Annotated in this window: 17 protein-coding genes; 13 read left to right on the top strand and 4 right to left on the bottom strand. The window is 68.7% G+C overall.

Going from position 1 to position 17,856, the window contains the following annotated elements:
- Positions 1-570, top strand: a complete 570-nt coding sequence (locus tag EV645_RS01695; RefSeq protein ID WP_130439011.1) for a LysE family transporter — start codon at positions 1-3, stop codon at positions 568-570.
- On the opposite strand, the gene EV645_RS01690 is transcribed toward EV645_RS01695, so the two are convergent.
- Together EV645_RS01690 and EV645_RS01685 are read right to left on the bottom strand one after the other, a co-directional pair.
- Complete coding sequence (locus tag EV645_RS01690) at positions 567-4,088, bottom strand: UvrD-helicase domain-containing protein (protein WP_130439009.1); 3,522 nt, start codon at positions 4,086-4,088, stop codon at positions 567-569. The two genes, EV645_RS01695 and EV645_RS01690, sit on opposite strands and share 4 nt — an antisense overlap.
- A complete protein-coding gene (locus EV645_RS01685; RefSeq protein WP_242000145.1) occupies positions 4,081-7,155 on the bottom strand; it encodes a PD-(D/E)XK nuclease family protein in 3,075 nt (1,024 codons plus the stop codon). Before EV645_RS01685 ends, EV645_RS01690 begins: the two co-directional genes overlap by 8 nt.
- A 114-nt stretch (positions 7,156-7,269) precedes the next feature.
- Between EV645_RS01685 and EV645_RS01680 the strand changes: the two genes are divergently transcribed.
- The 9 genes from EV645_RS01680 (at position 7,270) to EV645_RS01640 (ending at position 14,677) form a co-directional block, all read left to right on the top strand.
- Entirely contained in the window at positions 7,270-7,467 is a 198-nt protein-coding gene (locus tag EV645_RS01680; RefSeq protein ID WP_130439007.1) for a hypothetical protein, read from the top strand.
- 7 nt (positions 7,468-7,474) lie between these two features.
- A complete protein-coding gene (locus tag EV645_RS01675; protein WP_130439005.1) occupies positions 7,475-7,870 on the top strand; it encodes a VOC family protein in 396 nt (131 codons plus the stop codon).
- 144 nt (positions 7,871-8,014) lie between these two features.
- Positions 8,015-10,786 carry an FtsK/SpoIIIE domain-containing protein gene (locus tag EV645_RS01670; protein ID WP_130439003.1) on the top strand — a complete coding sequence of 924 codons (2,772 nt, stop codon included), beginning with the start codon at positions 8,015-8,017 and terminating at the stop codon, positions 10,784-10,786.
- Positions 10,783-11,460, top strand: a complete 678-nt coding sequence (locus EV645_RS01665; protein ID WP_130439001.1) for a hypothetical protein — start codon at positions 10,783-10,785, stop codon at positions 11,458-11,460. Before EV645_RS01670 ends, EV645_RS01665 begins: the two co-directional genes overlap by 4 nt.
- Positions 11,461-11,478: 18 nt before the next feature.
- Entirely contained in the window at positions 11,479-11,739 is a 261-nt protein-coding gene (locus EV645_RS01660; RefSeq protein WP_130388988.1) for a hypothetical protein, read from the top strand.
- 17 nt (positions 11,740-11,756) lie between these two features.
- Complete coding sequence (locus EV645_RS01655; protein WP_130438999.1) at positions 11,757-13,001, top strand: hypothetical protein; 1,245 nt, start codon at positions 11,757-11,759, stop codon at positions 12,999-13,001.
- Positions 13,001-13,495 carry a hypothetical protein gene (locus EV645_RS01650; RefSeq protein WP_130438997.1) on the top strand — a complete coding sequence of 165 codons (495 nt, stop codon included), beginning with the start codon at positions 13,001-13,003 and terminating at the stop codon, positions 13,493-13,495. Before EV645_RS01655 ends, EV645_RS01650 begins: the two co-directional genes overlap by 1 nt.
- 499 nt (positions 13,496-13,994) lie before the next feature.
- Positions 13,995-14,240 carry a hypothetical protein gene (locus EV645_RS01645; protein WP_130438995.1) on the top strand — a complete coding sequence of 82 codons (246 nt, stop codon included), beginning with the start codon at positions 13,995-13,997 and terminating at the stop codon, positions 14,238-14,240.
- Positions 14,237-14,677, top strand: coding sequence for a hypothetical protein (locus tag EV645_RS01640; protein ID WP_242000144.1), 441 nt, complete (start codon positions 14,237-14,239; stop codon positions 14,675-14,677). The genes EV645_RS01645 and EV645_RS01640 overlap by 4 nt, the downstream gene beginning before the upstream one ends.
- Positions 14,678-14,866: 189 nt before the next feature.
- Here the strand turns inward: EV645_RS01640 and EV645_RS01635 are convergent, their stop codons facing one another.
- Entirely contained in the window at positions 14,867-15,178 is a 312-nt protein-coding gene (locus EV645_RS01635) for a hypothetical protein (protein WP_130438993.1), read from the bottom strand.
- Positions 15,179-15,361: 183 nt separating this feature from the next.
- Between EV645_RS01635 and EV645_RS01630 the strand changes: the two genes are divergently transcribed.
- Both EV645_RS01630 and EV645_RS01625 read left to right on the top strand, forming a co-directional pair.
- Entirely contained in the window at positions 15,362-16,351 is a 990-nt protein-coding gene (locus EV645_RS01630) for a Rossmann-fold NAD(P)-binding domain-containing protein (RefSeq protein ID WP_130438991.1), read from the top strand.
- 11 nt (positions 16,352-16,362) lie between these two features.
- Positions 16,363-16,854, top strand: a complete 492-nt coding sequence (locus EV645_RS01625; RefSeq protein WP_130438989.1) for a metallophosphoesterase family protein — start codon at positions 16,363-16,365, stop codon at positions 16,852-16,854.
- 90 nt (positions 16,855-16,944) lie between these two features.
- Here EV645_RS01625 and EV645_RS42105 read toward each other — a convergent pair whose 3' ends face one another.
- Positions 16,945-17,100 carry a hypothetical protein gene (locus tag EV645_RS42105; protein WP_165546543.1) on the bottom strand — a complete coding sequence of 52 codons (156 nt, stop codon included), beginning with the start codon at positions 17,098-17,100 and terminating at the stop codon, positions 16,945-16,947.
- 150 nt (positions 17,101-17,250) lie between these two features.
- Here EV645_RS42105 and EV645_RS01620 point away from each other — a divergent pair, with 150 nt between their 5' ends.
- Entirely contained in the window at positions 17,251-17,754 is a 504-nt protein-coding gene (locus EV645_RS01620; protein ID WP_242000143.1) for a hypothetical protein, read from the top strand.
- Positions 17,755-17,856: the final 102 nt, after the last annotated feature.

Genomic DNA, 17,856 nt, shown 5'->3' with positions numbered 1-17,856 from the left:
ATGCCGGTCGGGCCTGTCGGGACCTACCTGGTGGCGTTGACTGCGCGGAGTTCGTTGCGCATCGGGGCGTTTGCGGCGCTCGGGGTCGCGTCCGCGGATGGCGTGTACGCCGCGGTGGCGGCGGTCGCTGGTACGGCGTTGGCGCCGCTGCTGGTGCCTGTCGTCGGGCCGCTGCGGTGGGCGTCGGTTGTCGTGCTGATCGGGCTCGCGGTGATGGGCGCGGTCAAGGCAGTACGGCGGTATCGCGCGCAGCGGCTGGCCGTGATCGAGCAGGAGACCCCGGTCGGCGTGCGGACGGCGTACTTCGGGATGCTCGGGATGACGATGCTGAACCCGTGGACGGTGATCTACTTCGCCGCTCTCGTACTGGGTGGATCCGGTGTCGCGGGGCTTGGTGAGCGGGTTGTGTTCGTCGTCGCGGCGTTTGCGGCGTCGGCAAGTTGGCAACTGCTGCTTGCCGGCGGCGGAGCGTTGTTGGGACGTCTGCTGACTGGTCACCTCGGCAAGTTGGTGACTGCGCTGGCATCGACCGTGCTGATTGTGCTGTTGGCCGTCCGGCTCGTTGCCTAAGGCACCTGTCGCTCGATTGCCCCGCTGGGGTTGAGGAAAAGCAGGATCGGCGGTCCGGTGTTGGGCAGGATGGCCGAGTACGCCTGGAGCTGCGGAGCGTAATACGCGACTCGGCTGTCCAGGGCTGCCGCGGGGATGGCGTCCGTCTTGTAGTCGACGATTGTGAGACGGCCGTCGTCCTCGCGGTAGATGAGGTCGACGAAACCCTCGAGCACAGTGCCGTCGGGCTGGACGGTGCCGACGTACGACTCGCGCCAATGCTCGCGGGCGGCGGCTCGTGTCACCACGTCGGACGCCAGCGCGGATCTCACGAGCGCGGTGACGACGTCGGCGTACTCGAGCACGCCCTCAGCCAGGCATTGCGTGGAAACAGCGGACTCCAGGCCAGCGCCGGTGGACAGATCGACGACTTGGAGTACGGCGTGGACCGCGCGGCCGATCGCGGTGCCGTAGCGGCCCTTGGTCCACGGTGGGAGCTCCAGGTCGCGGGCGGCCTTCGCAGTGCCGGGATCGATGTCGTCGAGCGCGACCTCCGGGCCGGTGCCTTCCAGACCGGACGCGCTCTGGGCGGACCGGGCACGGCTCGCGGCCTGGGCGGCGGAGGCTCGGGTCTCCCACTCTGTTCGCGAGATCGGCGGCGTGACGTCTGGGCTGCCGGACGGTTCGCGGTCGGGCACCGGTGGGCTGGTGAACAAGGTCGAGTGCGGTGCCTCGACGCCGCCGGCGGATGCAAGCAGCTCGGCGTTGCTGGAGTGGCGGCGATTTCCCGAGCGGTGCAGCGAGACGATCAGGTGGTCGCGGGCGCGCGTCGCGGCGACGTACAGCAGGCGGCGGCGTTCGTAGTCGTCCATCTGCTCGTCGACCGGCTGCACGAGGTCGAAGTCCTCGGTCTGCACGGACGACTTGAGCTTCACGGCGTACCCGCCGTCCGGAGGCCAGAGGACCTGGACGCCGCGCTGACGGTTCGGCGCGGCGGTCATGCCGGAGAGGATGACGATCGGGAACTCGAGACCCTTCGCGGCGTGGATCGTCATCACTCGGACTGCGTCGGCGTCGGTCTCGGGGAGCACGGCCTCGGCGACGCGGGAGGTCTCTTCGCCCTGGTGGGCGGCCCAGGCCAGGTACGAACGCAGGCCGCCGTGCTCGACCTCGGACCACGCGCGGGCCTGGTCGACGACGAACCGGATGCGGCGCCACGCGTCGCGGGCTCGCGGGCCGATCGCGGCGACTTCGAGCATGCGGCGGTCGGCGACGATCTTCGCGAGGACCTCGCTGGGGGTGAGCCAGCGGGCGGCATAGTGCGTACGGCGGAGCCACTCCATCGCGTCGCCGACCGGGTGGGTCAGGAGCTGGTCGGGGACCGGGGCGGTCAGCGTGAACGAGCCGCCGGAGCGTTTCCAGGTGTACAGGTCGTCGTCGCCGCAGCCGAACAGCGGCGAGCGCAGTGTGGTGACGAGAGCGAGCTGGTCGCTCGGGTCGCCGAGCGCGCGGGCGCAGGCGAGCAGGTTGCGGACCTCGGCCGTTTGGTAGACGAGCGAGCTGGCCTCGGCGCGGTACGGGATGTCGGCGCGGTCGAGAGCGTCTTCCAGGAACGGGAGCGAGGTGCGGGCGGGGACGAGTACGGCGATGTCGCCGGCCTCTGCGGGTCGCCAGCTTTCGGCGCGGTCGTCGTACACCAGCCAGCCCTCGCGGAGGGCCTGCTCGACGACGGACGCGACATCGGTGGCTTCACGTTCGCGGAGGACGGATGCTTGGGCGCGGGGGAGGTCGTCGTGCGGCTCTGGACCGAGGATGGTGACGGCGGGACCGGCAGCGGGGTCGTCCTCTTCCGGTGACAGGTCCGGCGGTACGTCTGCGGACACGGAGTCGCCGCGCCGACGGAACGGCAGCACAGTCGCGACGTCAGCAAGCTGCTCGCCGTCGTCCGACGGATCCTCGTCGAACAGCGTGGCATCGGCGTCGTCGAACATGGAGAGCTGGTCGCCCTTGACGGGGGCAGGCTCGGCGGGATGATCAGCTGAGCGCGGACCTGGACGGACCGATGACGAGGTCCCCGGACCGGTGGACGAACCGGCGCCCAGGCGGCCGGGGGAGGTGCCCGGGTGACGTGGCGCGGTCGGGTTGGTGCGGTGCGGGGACAGCGATTGGTATGAGGGCTGGGCGGCTTCCTGGGGTTGAATCAGCGTGGCAAAGACGGTGTTGATCCAGGTCAGGATCGGGGGCACCGTGCGGAAGTTGGTAGTGAGCGCGACGGTCTCGCCGAGCAGGTCCTGGGCGGTCAGGTACGTCGCGATGTTGGCGCGGCGGAACCGATAGATGGACTGCTTCGGGTCACCCACCACGAACAGCCGACCCTCCGGCACCTCGACGTCGCGCCAGTCCTCGGCGTCGGCCTCGACACCGCCGGCGATCCGGACCGCGAGCTCGATCTGGATCGGGTCGGTGTCCTGGAACTCGTCCAGCAGCAGCCGCTCGAACCGCTCCTGAAGATCCCCGCGAACAGCCGCATCCCGCCGCAGCAGATCACGCGCCAGCACCAGGAGGTCGTGAAACTCCAGCCGACCTTCAGCGCGTCGAAGCTCCGCCGACTCCAGCACCCGCTCCGCGATCCAGTGAGAAAGATGCTGGAGGCAAGCATCGAGCAGTAGCTCGACGAGCGAACCGGCGACCTCGACCACCTCGGTGCAGTCCCCGCGCACCTTGGCGACATCCGGCCAGTTCTCCTTGCGCCCGATCCGCCCGACCTTCAGCCCGCGGAGCGTCTGCAGAATCGCAAGCTGCGTCTCCTGGTCGGTAGCCGCATCGAGCATCAGACCGAGCTCGCGAATCTGCACCAGCTTGGGCAGCAGCCGGTCCTCAGGATCAAGACAGGAGTCAACCACTCCGCCGATCTGCGCGGCCGCCGCGATCAGTCCGGTCAGATCCGGCATCGCCACCAGCTCAGGCGGATCGACGAGCACGCGTTCGGCGATCAAGTCCCAGTCGTTGCCGAACAGCCGCGCGAGTGACCGAAGATGCTTCAGCTCGACCCCGACGGCCATCGCGAGCAACAACGGCTCAGCGATGGAATCGTCGTCGAGCAGCTGCTGCTGCAACTCCGCCCAGCGTTCCTCGAACGCGACCGACGACCCGACCTCATCGAGTACGTCGATCAGCGGGGGCAAACCGGCTTCGATCGGATGCGCGAGCAGGATCTGTTGCGCAAAGGCATGCAGCGTGCCGATCGAGGCGGAGTCCAGGTCGTCCAAAGCCCCGTCGGCCAGCTCACGAGCATCGCCCTTCCGCGCCCGCTCGAACTCGACCCGCAGCCGGTCCCGCAGCTCGGCCCCGGCCTTCTCGGTGAACGTGACGGCAGCGATCGTCCGCAGCGGTACGCCGTCGCGCAAAACCAACGTGGTCACGCGATCCACCAACGCATGCGTCTTACCCGACCCGGCCCCAGCCTCGACGAAGAGCGTGGTCTCGGTGTCGGAACGGATCCGGTCGCGCGCCGCGCTGTCGAGCAGCTGTTCACTCATCGCCGGCCTCCAGCGCAGTCGGGTCGATGAGCCGGACCAGCCGCTCCAGAACGGGGTCGTGACGCTTCCGGTCCCAGCGCGCGCGGACCTCGCTGTGCCCGATGCCGTCGGGGTTGCAGTACGGGCATTGCACCCACAGGAAGTCCGGCACCTCGGGCGCCTTCGGCGGGAAGTACCCGGCCGCGATCGACGACACGATCACGTCGAGGGTGTCGACGTACCGCTCCTCGACCTCAGGGGTCAACGGAACGGGGATCCGTTTGCCGCCGCGCCGCACGAACCAGTACGACGCCTCGACCGGAGTGGTCGGCTCGCCCAACCGGGCCCGAGCGGCGTATGCATAAACCGGGAGTTGCAGCTTGGTCCCGCCCGCGACCGGGTCCGATTCGATGCCCTCATACCGCGAGAAGCCGCCGGTCTTCACGTCTGTCACATAGATCGTGCCGTCCGCGCCGAGGTCCACCTTGTCGGCGGACCCGCGCAACAGCACCCGACCGGACGGCACCGGGATCTCAACCGGCGGCTCGCCATCGAACCCGAACCGGAGCTCACTCGCCACGACCGACGCGGACCGGTCCGCACGCCACCGATCGTCGTCCGTCAACAGAACCATGAGGTCGCCGAGGATCCGCAACCGCTCGCGTTGCCACAGGCGCGGATGCCCGGTCAGCCCTTCGGCCTCGAACTGCTCGGCCAGATCAGCCCCGATCGCCAGCAGCAGCGCACGTTGGTCCGCCGTCCACGCCTCGCCGTACGCCGGGAGCGAGCCGGCCAACCGCGTGACGAACGCATCGAGGCTGTTGTGGATCAGGTTCCCGATCTGCACCGGCGAGATCACCAGCAGGTCTTCGGGCGCTTCGAGCGGCTCCACCTGAAGCAACCGCTCGACGAAGTACGCGTGCGGGCAGGTCGCATAGGACTCGAGCGACGTCGGCGAGGCGATGCGATCCTCGACGGCGTACTCGGGCAGCCCGGACACTCCCGACAAGTCCCCGTCGAAGCGTGTGAACGCCTGAGAACCTCGGCCGCGCAACAGCTCCCGAGCCCGCACCAGCACGCTGTCCTGAACCCACAACCCGGCCGCGGCGGCGCGCGTCTGCCACTCCTGCTCCGTCGCCGGCATCGTTGCCATAGTCAACGATCCAGCGTACGAGGCCGATGTCTGCAGGACCTCACCATGCCTGTCCCATTGGGTCGCCGGCAGGGCATGATCGCCTGTCAGTTCCCGCAACGACCCGAGCAACCAACGCGTCGGCAACCGGCGCGAAGATCGCCTCAGATCGCCACGAGGGAACGCCGCCACGACTCGCGCACCCGCCGAGAAGGCAACCAGCAGATGCCGTTGCTTCTCGTCCAAGCGATCCCGGAACGACGCCAGCTCCGGCGCGGCCGCCTCGCGCACCCGATGGGGGAGCAGCGCATCCTCATGCACCCGGCCCGGATACAAGTCCTCCGACAGCCCGACGACGTACACAATGTCCGCCGACAACCCGACGCTCGCGGACAGTGGCGCGACCAGCACGCCCGTCCCGAACGTGCCCACCCGAGGCAGCGACTGCTGCAGCTCCAGATCCAGTACGTCGCGCAGCACCGCCAGGCTCGCAGGCGTTCCGAGCTCGTCCAACGTCGACAGCCCCGTCAACGATCCCTCGACCGCCGCCGCGGCGTACTGCTCCTCGATCGGCAGAGAGGAGTAGTCACCCAGCAGATCGTGGAAGAGCCGCAGAACCCCTTCCGACAGCTCGGCCCACGTCTCCAACTCCGCGAGCGCACCCAACCGCCGCCGCAGAGTCGAAGCAAACGCATGCAACCGCTCAGCCGTCGACGCGTTGTACTGCGCGCGTCGCACCGCAGCCGGCCGCGGATCCTCGGCGGCCTCTTCCTGATCAGCAGTCCGCCGCTCGGACTGCGCATACCGCGCGAGCCGCGTGTCCCAGTCGTCCCCGCGCACCACGCCGGCCGCTCGGGACATCCGCTCCCACTGCGGCACCGGGATCCGCTCGCCGCCGAAGTCGCGCGTCGGCGCGTTCGCCAGCGCCCGGAACACATCGGCACGCGGCAGATCCTGATCGACCAACGCCAGTACTTCGAGCAGCGTCCGCGCGATCGCCCGCTCGTGCACCGGTCGCGTCCCCGGACCGTTGACTTCGATCTTCGCGGCGCCGAGATGCTCGTGCAGCAGACGCGCGTACGGCGAAGCCGCGGAGTACAGCACCGCGATCCGATGCGCGGGCGTGTGCTCCAACGCCGACACGACATCGCGCACGACGCAACGCACTTCGTCGTCGGCGTCGGACGCGTTGAGGATCTCGGTCGCGACCGGGTAGTTCTTCGAGATCGACCGCGGCAGGTCGATCCCGATCCGTTCGAGCGATCGCCGGACGGCGCGGTCGGCACGGCGTACGTCGGTCAGACCAACGATCACCGTGAGATCCGCTGCCGCGTCTCCAAGCGCCCCGACGAAGGCAGCCTCGGACTGTGTCAGCTCCTGCGGAAGATAGAGGACCAGCGCGCCGAGCTCACGGACGACCTCTGGCGACGCAGCGATCCGAGCCGCAGCGGCGCGGAGCAGGTCGGTCTCGTCGTACCAATCCGAGGCCAGCTCGTCGGTGACGTGGCGGTGCAGGCGGACCAGATCCGGGCCGAGCGCGGACGCGTGCGCGACCTCGTCGAGCGCGGGATCGGTGAGGTCGCGGAGCTCGCGATGGGCAGATGCAAGCGCTTGGATCGTGGACGGGTGCTCGGCGACGTCCTGGAAGATGCCGGGCGCCTTCGCGAGCGCCGTCCGCCAGGTGGCGGCGACGATCGGGCGGGTGGCGGGACGACGGGGTGACAGCGTGCCGGCGGCGATCTGCTCGGCCAGCCGCTCGAGCGTCGCCAGATACAGACCGGCGATACCGGAAACGGCGAGGTGCCGTCGGGCGATGACGCCGGACAGGTTGTTGGGCAGCAGGAGGGTGACAGGGGTCATCGGATCGTCGGCCTTGAGCCGCGCGACAACGGCTTGCAGGCACTCCAGCGCCGCGGCGCCGTACGCCGTGCTTTCGATCCGGGTGGTGCTCACCATGACCTCCCCTCGACTGTCAACGGAGACGGTAGACCCTGCCACAGACAGAAAGGTGAAGGGGCGCGAAACGCCAAGGTTTCTGCAGGGTCGGCGGCTGCCTCTCACAATGAAGAAATGACCAGGGAGACGACGATCGCGCGGGTATTGCTCGTGTTTGTCTTCGCGCCCGGCGGCGGCCTGTTCGGCAAGGCGGTCGCCGAGGCCGCCCAGGCCCGTCCGTGGTGGCCCTGGCTGGTCGCTGCCCTGGTCTGGCTGCTGGTCTCCGGGGCGATCTCGATGGCGGTGTCGAACCATTCTGCCGAGCACAGATAATGCTGCGATGGTCGCCGCGGTGCATCACGTCGAGATCTGGGTCCCGGACCTGTCCCGGGCCGTCGCAAGTTGGGGCTGGGTCCTCAACAGGCTGGGCTGGAAGGACGGTGACGGCTGGCCCGGCGGCATGACCTGGATCGCCTCCGACGGCTCGTACGTCGTCGTCGAGCAGAGCCCCGCAATGTCGGCTGCCGAGCACGACCGGATGCGGCCCGGGATGAACCACCTCGCGCTGAACGCGGCCAGTCGGGCCGAGGTCGACACCGTCGTCGACGAGGCCGCCGAGCACGGCTGGACGCTGATGTTCGCCGACCGCCATCCGTACGCCGGCGGCCCGCAGCATTACGCCGCCTTCCTCCACAACACCGACGGCTACGAGCTCGAGATCGTCGCGCCGGACTAGCGGCGGATTACTGGGTGAGACTGCTGATGCCTGGAGTGACGGATGGGACTACAGGTGTGACATGGTTACACCAGGCAATCAGTACGGTCGCGGGGCAAGGGTGAAAGGGCGGTGCTCGTGACGGAGGAGCCTGACGGGGGAGGTATGCCCGGATCGCCTTCGCGCGGAGCGCGCAATTCAGACCCTTCGCGCGGAGCGCGCAGTTCAGACGCAGCACCGGAGCTCCTGGAAGCGCGGATCCGCGGTCTGCAGCATGCGCTGGCACAGCTGCTGGAGAACGCGCGGCGGTTGACCCAGGGCGAGCATCAGCGCGCCGTCCGGCTGCATCGTCAGTTACAGGAGCAGACCGCTATCGCGCGGCGCGAGTCGCGTGCGTTGGTCGACGCGAAGACCGCGGAGGCCTTGTCCGAGGCCGAGCCCAAGGCGCGGTTGCTCGCGGACCGGCTCGCGCCTGGTCTTGGATCGATCCCGCCGAACGACGCACGCTGGCGTTCGCGTCAGCTCGTCGGCGCGGGCGTCCCGTCGTACGTGCGGGTCGGTGAGCTGGACGCCGGTACGCCGGTGGTCGCGCCGCTGCTGCAGACGAACGGCTGGAAGGTCACCGCGGACCGCAACGAGAACGCGCGCCGCCTCCTGCAGAGCATCGCGTTGCGGCTGATCGCGGCGGCCGAACCGTTCCGGCTCCGCGTCGACGCGTTCGATCCGCGGCTCACCGGGATGATGGGGCTGCTCGGTCACCTGACCACGAAGTACCCGCAATTGGTGCCGAGGGCAACGCACACCGCGGAGCAGCTGCACACTGTGCTGTCCGGGCTGGTGGATGTCTCCTCGCTGCGGGCGAGCCGGCAGGCGCAGCTCGGGCACGAGCGGTTCGAGGAGTTGCTCAAGGAGACCGGCCAGGTCACCGACCCGTACCGGCTGGTCATCCTCTTCGACTACCCGTCCGGCATCGACACGCTCGCCCAGCGCGACCTGCTCCGGCTGGCCGCGACCGCCGGCAAGCGGGGGATCTGCTTCCTCGTGCACTACGACGCGTCGACGGCGGCGGAGCTGGACGTCGACTCCAAACAGTTGCTCGAGCTCCTCAATCCCGTTGTCATCAGCAATGACCGGGTCGAGGTCGCGCAGTTGCCGCCGGCCAGGCTGGATCCGCCGTTCGACGCCACCGTTGCCGCAGGCATCTGTGATGTGATCGCCGAGCAGGCCGAGATCGCCGTCCTTCCGACGATCGATTTCGAGCGGACCCTGCCGGACCGTTCCACCTGGTGGCAGCCGGTCAAGGACGAGATCGGCGCCGTGATCGGGTACGACGACCGCACGCCGGCGCTGGTGCGGTTGCGCAGCGGCAACCCGGCGCTGCCGCACGTGCTCGTCGGCGGCGCGGTCGGCCAGGGCAAGTCGAACCTGCTCCTGGTGCTGATCCACGGGCTCGCGGCGCGGTATGCACCGGCGGACCTGGAGATGTACCTGCTCGACTTCAAGCACGGCGTCGAGTTCTCGGCGCTCGGTCCGGGTCCGGATCGGCCGCATTGGCTGCCACAGGTGCGGGTGCTCGGTGTGCACAGCGATCGCGCGTTCGGTCTCGCCGTACTGCGTCATCTGTCGGACGAGCTCGCGCGGCGCAGCGAGATCTTCAAGTCGCACGGGAACGTCGCCGATATCGCGGAGCTCGCCCCGGGTCCGGATCGGCCGCCGCGCATTCTCGTCGTACTCGACGAGTTCCAGGTGCTGCTCGAGGACGATGACGAGCTGGCTGACGAGGCCGCGAAGTTGCTGGAGCGGTTGGTCCGGTTGGGGCGTGCGTACGGCGTTCACGTCGTACTGGCAACGCAGACGATCGAGGGCGTGAAGCGGCTGTCGACGCGGCGGGACTCGATCTTCGGGCAGGTCCCTTACCGGATCGCGCTGAAGACGACGCCGGCCGATTCGCAGGCAATCTTGCGGAGTGGGAACACGGCGGCGGCCGAGCTGCAGTTCCGCGGCGAGGCCGTGCTGAACGCGAACTTCGGATCGCCGGACGACAACCAGCATGTGCTCGTGAGCTTCGCGGACAAGCCCGTGCTGGATTCGCTGCGTCGCGAGCTGTGGTCGCGTGCGGGGTCGGAGGCGCGTCCGCCGCGGGTGTTCCATCTTGCTGAGCCTGCGCATCTGGCTGAGACGGCCGCAGCGGTGAAGCCCGAGTTGGGCCGGCCGTGGACGGGGTTGCCGATCGCGGTGACCGAGGAGCCGGTATCCGTTGAGGTGCGGCCCGAGCCCGGTGCCGGCGTCCTCGTGCTGGGGGACGGGCCGGCGGATGCGCTCGGGGTGCTGACCGGGTTGGCGGTGTCGACGGCAGCGGCTGCGGTGGATCCGCCGCGGTTCGTGTTCGTGGATGGGACGAACTCGGCGCCGGCTGTTGCTGAGGGCAAGGATGCGTTGGTGCAGGTACTGCGGGAGCTCGGCTGTGAGGTCGAGACCGTGGACAAGCACGACGACATCGCGCCGCGGCTGTTCGCGCTGCGGGAGGCGATGCGGACGGGGCAGGCCGGCGGGACGTACCTGCTCGGGTTCGGGTTCCACGGCGTACCGCGGATGCAGCTGCATGCCGAGGGGTACTTCGAGAGCCCGGCGAACGCGCTGCAGGACATCGTGCGGGACGGGCCGGCGCAGGGCCTCATCACGTACGGGTGGTGGAACCGGATGCATGTCTGCACCGAGCAGCTCGGGTACGGGCGGGCCAACGTCGCGACTCATCTGTTCCTACGGCATCCGCAGGACGGCGTACGGGCTGTGGCGGGGCCGCTCGTGCGGTGGGCGTCGGAGCCGCATCGAGGGCTGTTGTGGGACGGGCTGCATCCTGAGGCACAGGTCGTCGTACCCTTCGCCGCGCTGCGGGCGGACGAGGTGGATCGCACGGTGGAGCTGGTGGGTCGATGAAGACCGTCGAGCAGCAGTGGTCGGAGTACGTGCGGGCGTTGCGCACGGTCGCGATGGCGCGGGCGGACGCGCAGCAGGCACAGGATCGGTTGACTGCGCACAAGTCCAAGGCGGAGGCGACTGCGGCGGCGGAGGCCGATGCGATGGCCGAGCGCGGGCTGAAGCTGCAGACCCGGCTGAACGCGCTTGCCGAGAAGGCGGCCGCGAGTCTGCAGCGGGCTGGTCTGCCCGCCGAGGGGAAGCGGGCGAACCACACGCTGCCCGAGATCCGGGCGCTGAACGACCTCGAGACCGTTGCCGAGCGCATCACCAAACAGCTCGCCGAGTCTGTCGACGAGTTGGAGGAGCTGCGGTCGACGGCCCGGGCGCTCCAGGAGCAGCGCAAGCGGCGTACCATCAGCGCGGTCCTGGCGCTGGTCGGGTTCGTGCTGGTGTGGGTGTTCAGCAGGTCGTTCCTGGCCGGGGTCGAGGCCGCGGCGATCGCGGCTGTCACGATGCTGGCCGCGTCGCGGGTGCTCGGGTTGCCGCGGCTGCCCGGCGCGCGCTGGTGGGGCTGGGGCGGTGCGGTCGCGATTTTCGTGCTGATGGCGGCCGGTCTGCCGTGGTGGATCGGGATCGGCGTGCCGGTCGTGGTGGCGGGTACGGCGATCGTGCTGCCGAAGAAGCGCAACTAGGTTTGGGAGTGGGTTGAGGTGTCCGACGTACTGCGGCTCAAGGAACAGCTGCACCAGGTCTCGATGGAGGCCAAGCAGGCGGCCGGCGGCCTGGCCGGGTTCAAGCTCCGCTTCACCCAGCACAGCCAGCTGGTGGAGAGCTTGATCGCCGGCACCGCGACCGGTATCGATCGCGACATCACCGAGATCCTCGAGGCCGCGAGCAAGGCGGTCGAACAGGCCGCCGAGGCCCTCGAGATCGCGTCCGCCGGCTGCAAGAACTACGCCGACCAGATCTGAGCTTTTGGGGCGCCGGGATGCCGTCGGAGCTGCAGCGGGTCGCGCGTGGTCTGGTCGATTGCTTCGACGAGATTCCGCGCGTGATCGACCAGTTGCAGCGCACCGCCGTACGGTGCCGTGAGAACGCGCAACTCGCCCTGAGCGCGTCCCGCGGCCAGGCAACCGTCGCAGCCCAGCAACTGGACGCCGCCGCCCGAGCCTGCGAGGCCGCGGCCCACTATCTGTCGATGGCGCCTCCGAAGGCCCGCGGCTGGGCCGAGGGCCTCGTCGGCGCCGCTGGCCCGTCGACGAACCGCCCGTCGTCAGACTCCGCCGACCGCAACAAGCTCACCGGCGGCTCCGGCGACCTCGACTCGCTCGGCCGCACCAAACGCCTGAGCTTCACCTACGAAGACCTGGAAGTTGCCGAAGACAACGAACCCCCACTGATCACCGTCGCCCGCAAAGCCTTCGAGAAGTACCGCAAGGCCCACGAGAACGACGACGACCGCGACGAGCAGGAACCCCTCGAGATAGAAATCACCGTCCTCGAGACCAGCGAGCTCGAATTCGAAGAACGCAACGAAAAAGAAGACCAGAAACGCAACGAACACCTCCTCCAGGACCACGACATCGAGGTAGACCTCACCGAGGCCGTCAAGAACCTCCTCGACTCCATGGCCGACGAGGAGAAGAACCAGTGGCAACACGCCACCCTCACCATCACAACCGACGAGATAACAGCCACCTTCGACTACCCCGAAGAGCCTCGGCCCCAACCGATCGTCGTCGATATCAACCTTCCCGACCTTCCGAAACTCGACTTCGACCCGGCCATGGATCTCCGCCCGCTCGGCAGCGACTTCGCTCCTGGGGTGAGTGACCCCACGGCTCGCTTCAAGCCGAAGGAACGCCGGCTCGCGGACTTCCTCGAGACGCAGGGCTGGCGGGTGGACGCTCGTCCGGAGGACCACACGGTTCAGGGCAAGAAGAATCCGGACGCGACGTTGCGACGGAGCGGAACGGCGGAGGGCGTGATCGTCGAGTTCAAGACGCTGGACCGAGCCTCAGTGTCGGCTGTGAAGCGCAACATCAACGAAGCCTGCGACCAGGTCGGTGCGGCCGGCGAGGTTTTCATCGACGGCCGGAAGGTCGAGCTCGACGAAGCGATGGCGTTGAAGGGATTCCGGAAGGCTTGTGGTCAGCCGGGCAAGTCGGTCGATGCGCCGGTTCATGTCATTCTCGGTGACGAGCGAATGGTCACCTTCAGGAAGGAGCGGTGATGTCGACGAGCGACAACGTGTTCGTGGCCAGGAGAGAGTCGGTAGCGGAGGCCGCCGGTTGGCTCGCCGGCGTACTCGGGCTTGATCCTGTCGCGGATCCGGATCTGAAGGAGGACGAGCGGCTGTTCCGGCGTTCGGCGCGGTCGGGGACGGGGACGCTGGCAGTCGTGGTGCGTCCGAACGGGTTTGCTGTGGCCGACCCGGAGCCGGACGAGATCCAGGCGCTTGATCAGTACCCGATCGACCTTGGCGTCCGGCTCATCGGCACGAACGACGAGGAGTGGCAGCTCCGCGAGACCAGGTCCGTCTTCGCCGATCTCGTAGCGGCACGACCCGAGGTACCAGCGTTGCTGGTGCACAACCTCGACACCCTGGTGTCAGCCCACCTCCCTGGTGCCGGCACACACACCTTCAACCCCCCGATCACCCCCGACGTCGAAGACATCGACACCTGGCGCCCGTGGGTCGTCGGTCGCCGTTCCAGTGATGTCTAGCAGCGACACCATCTTCCTGGCCGGGAGTGATCCGCTGGAGGCGACGGCGGGGTGGCTTGCGGGAGTTCTACAGGTGGAGGCGCTTCAGGATCCAGAGTTGAAGGAGGGGCACCGGTTCTTCGACGAGCTCTGGCCGATGCGATGTCCTGGATCGTCGCGGCGTACCTCCCCGGTGCCGGCGTCCACACCTTCCCACCCACCACCTCTCTGGACGCCGAGGCCCTCGAAGCCTGGCGCCCCTGGGTCGTCGGCTGACGACGGCGGAGTACGTCGTTGAGCCGCTCGCCTTGGGCCTGGAGCGCGCGGGTGAGACGGCCTCGGCGGCGGGCTCTTCACGGGGTGTGAGATTTTTCCTCTGGAGTTGCGTCATGAACGGCTGGGGGGGCCGTCACTACCTGTGAACCCATCCCCCACAGGGAAGTGGAAGTGATTGACGTGAAGGGTTTTGTTGCGAGGTCGCTGATGGGAAACGGCTCGACTCGGTGTCGGGTGCATTGAGATGGCTGACGATGGTGATCCTCACCCGGGTGCGGTCCGGGTGGAGCGGCGGCGGGTGCGGGTCTGGTTCGGGGACCATGTGGTTGCCGACTACCGGGCCGAGGCCGAGCTGGCCGAGCGGTACGCCGCGGCCATGTCGCGCAGGTTCGCCGGCTTACGGGTGACCAGTGACCCGCTGCCCGACCAGGATCCCGGTCCGGAGCGGAAGTTGCCGGGGGAGCGGCTCTGGGAGGTTTCCCCGAAATGAGTTCCCGTCGTTTCCGGTTGATCCGTCATCACGACGTCTCCGGTGTCAGCGGCACCGGGCCTGTCGCCGAGGGCGTGCAGTTCACCGACGGAGCCGTCGCGCTGCGCTGGTACGGCGACTATCCGACCACGACCGTGTGGGACGGCGTCGACTCCGTCATCGCCATCCACGGTCACGGCGGCGCCACCGAGATCGAGTGGCTCGACCCGGAACCGGGTCCTGACCCCGACCTCAGGCTGCCGCCCCGCGAATCCCTACCACCCCGGCCCTGGCCGGACCTGCACTCGGCTCCCGGACCGCAGGACCCTGACCCGCTCCATTCGGACGGCGATCTCGGCACGGACCGAGGGTTCGGCCCCGAGGGCGCATTCAGCCGCAGCCGCAGTCGTGGCGCCGCGCCGCCGTCCGCCTGGACGTCGTACCGAGTCTTTCGCTGACCAATCAGCTATCCGCAGAACGGATCCGGCGCCGCGGACCCGGGCTGCCCACAGCGTGCATCGGTGCCGTCTCCCCTCCCGGCACCGGTCGTGGCCCAGGTACGGCGTGCGCCTCGGCGAGGTGGCGTACGCCGTACCCGGCGCGGTACCGGCCCAGGCGGACTCGCGATACGCCTGGGCCGGGACCGGTCAGGGGTACTTCATCTCCTCCACCAGGTCGAGGTTGTAGAACGCGCCGGGCCCGTCGCAGAGCTCCATCATCCGCGCCGAGAACTCGGTGGTGTCGGCCCGCGCCGAGTTCGCCATCGCGTCCTCGTAGGAAGCGAATTCGACGATCGCGAAGTACCGTCCGGACTCGTCCCGGTCGGCGCAGGTGATGCCGCGGACCGGCGTGGGCCCCTCGCCCCCGGCTTCGCGTTTGGCGCTGTAGTCGTCCATCAGCGCCTTGATCTCGTCCGGCTTCGATGTCCGGTACTCGATGATCTGAACGAAACCAGCCATCTCTTCCCCCTGTGTTGTGACACTCACCCCTGGGTGTCTGTTTCGAGCGTGCGCCCTGGATCGCCTGCCTGGCAAGGCCCGACGTCTTACGGTGACCTGACGCGGGTAGGGCGATCACGCGCCGTTTCTGCCCTCGGCAGAGGTGCCTGGGTTTTGTCGGTCGGGCCTGATTGGCTTGCCTGCATGGAGATTCTGATCCTCGGTGGGACGGCGTGGCTCGGTCGCGAGATCGCTGCGCAAGCGGTCGCGCGCGGCCATTCGGTGACGTGTGTGGCGCGTGGCGAGAGTGGAGCGATCGCGGACGGTGCCAGGTTGATCGCCGTTGATCGCAGCAGCCCGGGTGCGTACGACGCTGTGCCGCCGCGCGACTGGGATGCCGTGTTCGAGGTGTCGTGGCAACCAGGGTTCGTGCGGGGTGCACTGACCGCCTTCGGCGCGCGGGCGAAGCACTGGACGTATGTGTCGTCGGTGAACGCCTACGCGAAGTACGACACGCCCGGCGCGGACGAGACCGCCGTACTGCGGGAGCCGACCGAGCTGGATGTGGTCGAGCGCGAGCAGTACGGCGAGGCGAAGGTCGCGTCTGAGCTCGCGTCGCGGGAGGTGGTGGGGGATCGGCTCGTGATCGCCCGGGCCGGGTTGATCGGCGGGCCGGGGGACCGGAGCGACCGATCGGGGACGTGGGTCGCGCGGGCGGCGCGTGCGCCGGAGGAGCCGATGCTCGTGCCGGACACGCCCGAGCTGGCGACCTCGGTGATCGACGTGCGGGATCTGGCCGGTTGGCTCCTGGACAACGCGACGGAGGGCCGGACGGGGACCTTCGACACGCGCGGTCCCGTGGTGCCGTTCGGCGAGTGGATCGAGCTGGCGCGTGAGGTCGGCGGTCACACCGGGCCGGTCGTGCTCGCGCCGCGGGAGTGGTTGGAGGAGCAGAAGGTCGAGCAGTACATGGGGCCGGAGTCGCTGGCGATGTGGATGACCGAGCCTGAGTACGAGGGCTGGTCGTCGCGGAGTGGTGCGGCGGCGGCCGCAGCCGGGCTGACCCATCGGCCGCGCCGGGAGTTCCTGGTGGACGCGCTCGCCTGGGAGCGGGAGCTCGGCCTGGACCGGGAGCGACGCGCGGGACTCAGCCCGGCGAAGGAGAAGGAGTTGATCGAGGCACTGAAGGCGTAGACAGTAGGCGCATGCGCCTGGTGCTGATCTCGGACACTCACCTGCCGGTTCGGGCGAAGAAGCTGCCGGAGCCGGTCTGGGAGGCGGTCGAGCGTGCCGACGTGGTCATCCATGCAGGCGATTGGGTGAGCGCCGGATTGCTGGACGAGTTGGAAGCTCGTGCGGCCCGGCTCATCGGGTGCTGGGGCAACAACGACGGTCCGGAGTTGCGGGCGCGGCTGCCTGAGGTCGCGCGTGTGACTCTCGACGGGCTGTCGGTTGCCGTGGTGCATGAGACCGGTTCGGCCAAGGGGCGTGAGGCGCGCTGCGAAGCGGCGTACCCGGGGGTCGAGCTGCTCGTGTTCGGGCACAGCCACATCCCGTGGGACACGACGAGCCCGGGCGGACTGCGGCTGTTGAACCCGGGATCACCGACCGATCGCCGCAAGCAGCCGTACTGCACGTACCAGACCGCGACGATCACCGCCGGCCGACTGGAAGACGTTGCCCTCCACAACCTTTAAAGGTTGCGTTCTGCAACGAATTCGGCCGGGCAGGCGAGATCAACGCCGTACCACCGAGTTACGGCGTGTCTGGCCTGCCCGGCCGAGAGGTCAGGCGTTGGCTGCTTCCTTGACCCGGGTCTTGAGGCGGTCCCGCACCTCTTCCGGGGTGTAGGCGCGGCGCTTCCGCTCGCCCCGCGCGATGACTACGCCCGTTGCGGCCACGCCGACGAGCCCCGCAAGTCCTACCACCTTCCATACCTTCATGACGACTAACCTAGCGACGTGACCAGCCGGATTTCACTGGATGACGCTACGGAACTGACACGAACAGGTGACATTTGGCTGTTTCGTGGCGACAGTGCTGCGGATCGCGCTATCCAACTGACCACGAACAGCCCGGTCAACCATGTCGGGATGGCGGTTGTCGTCGAGGACCTCCCGCCGCTGATGTGGCACGCGGAGCTCGGCCGTTCGCTGCCGGACATGTGGACCGGGCAGCACCAGCGCGGCGCCCAGCTGCACAATCTGCGCGACGCGGTGCTGGTGTGGGCGCGCAAGTACGGCCAGCAGGCCTGGCTGCGGCAGCTCGACCATCCCGTCACGCGGGAGATGGAGGACGCCGTACTGCGGACGGTTGCGCGGCTGGACGGTACGCCGTTCCCGTCGACGGCCCGCCTCGCGTCGAGGTGGGTACGCGGTCGCGTGCCGGCGTTCCGGCGCGGATCACGCGAGCTCGAGCTGGAGTCGGCGTACTGCGCCGAGGTGGTCGCGGTGACGTACGAGGAGATGGGGTTGCTGAGCGGGCGGAAGCTGAACTGGTACGACCCGGGCCGGTTCTGGAGCGGCGATGAACTCGAGTTGGCGCACGGGGCCCGGCTGGACGAAGAGATCGAGGTCGCCATTCCCGCCGATGCCTGACCCGACGGAAACTGATGCTCCTATTGGTGTCAAGCGGTGTTGAGCCAGGTGCGGTAGCGGTGGGCGAGGTCGTGGTCGGGGTAGGTGCCTTGTTCGGTGCGG

Origin of the sequence: Kribbella rubisoli, assembly GCF_004217145.1 — a bacterium.
Lineage (GTDB): Bacteria > Actinomycetota > Actinomycetes > Propionibacteriales > Kribbellaceae > Kribbella > Kribbella rubisoli.
Note: the sequence above shows the minus strand (reverse complement) of the source record. Positions and strands in the feature narration are given on the sequence as shown.

Excerpts from the sequence above, each read along its gene's own strand:
- EV645_RS01690 (WP_130439009.1), bottom strand. The coding sequence starts at position 4,088 with ATGAGTGAACAGCTGCTCGACAGCGCGGCGCGCGACCGGATCCGTTCC.
- EV645_RS42105 (WP_165546543.1), bottom strand. The coding sequence starts at position 17,100 with ATGAAGGTATGGAAGGTGGTAGGACTTGCGGGGCTCGTCGGCGTGGCC.
- EV645_RS01630 (WP_130438991.1), top strand. The coding sequence starts at position 15,362 with ATGGAGATTCTGATCCTCGGTGGGACGGCGTGGCTCGGTCGCGAGATC.
- EV645_RS01685 (WP_242000145.1), bottom strand. The coding sequence starts at position 7,155 with ATGGTGAGCACCACCCGGATCGAAAGCACGGCGTACGGCGCCGCGGCG.
- EV645_RS01670 (WP_130439003.1), top strand. The coding sequence starts at position 8,015 with ATGCCCGGATCGCCTTCGCGCGGAGCGCGCAATTCAGACCCTTCGCGC.
- EV645_RS01635 (WP_130438993.1), bottom strand. The coding sequence starts at position 15,178 with ATGGCTGGTTTCGTTCAGATCATCGAGTACCGGACATCGAAGCCGGAC.
- EV645_RS01680 (WP_130439007.1), top strand. The coding sequence starts at position 7,270 with ATGACCAGGGAGACGACGATCGCGCGGGTATTGCTCGTGTTTGTCTTC.
- EV645_RS01625 (WP_130438989.1), top strand. The coding sequence starts at position 16,363 with ATGCGCCTGGTGCTGATCTCGGACACTCACCTGCCGGTTCGGGCGAAG.
- EV645_RS01640 (WP_242000144.1), top strand. The coding sequence starts at position 14,237 with ATGAGTTCCCGTCGTTTCCGGTTGATCCGTCATCACGACGTCTCCGGT.
- EV645_RS01665 (WP_130439001.1), top strand. The coding sequence starts at position 10,783 with ATGAAGACCGTCGAGCAGCAGTGGTCGGAGTACGTGCGGGCGTTGCGC.
- EV645_RS01655 (WP_130438999.1), top strand. The coding sequence starts at position 11,757 with ATGCCGTCGGAGCTGCAGCGGGTCGCGCGTGGTCTGGTCGATTGCTTC.
- EV645_RS01675 (WP_130439005.1), top strand. The coding sequence starts at position 7,475 with ATGGTCGCCGCGGTGCATCACGTCGAGATCTGGGTCCCGGACCTGTCC.
- EV645_RS01695 (WP_130439011.1), top strand. The coding sequence starts at position 1 with ATGCCGGTCGGGCCTGTCGGGACCTACCTGGTGGCGTTGACTGCGCGG.
- EV645_RS01645 (WP_130438995.1), top strand. The coding sequence starts at position 13,995 with ATGGCTGACGATGGTGATCCTCACCCGGGTGCGGTCCGGGTGGAGCGG.
- EV645_RS01620 (WP_242000143.1), top strand. The coding sequence starts at position 17,251 with ATGGCGGTTGTCGTCGAGGACCTCCCGCCGCTGATGTGGCACGCGGAG.
- EV645_RS01650 (WP_130438997.1), top strand. The coding sequence starts at position 13,001 with ATGTCGACGAGCGACAACGTGTTCGTGGCCAGGAGAGAGTCGGTAGCG.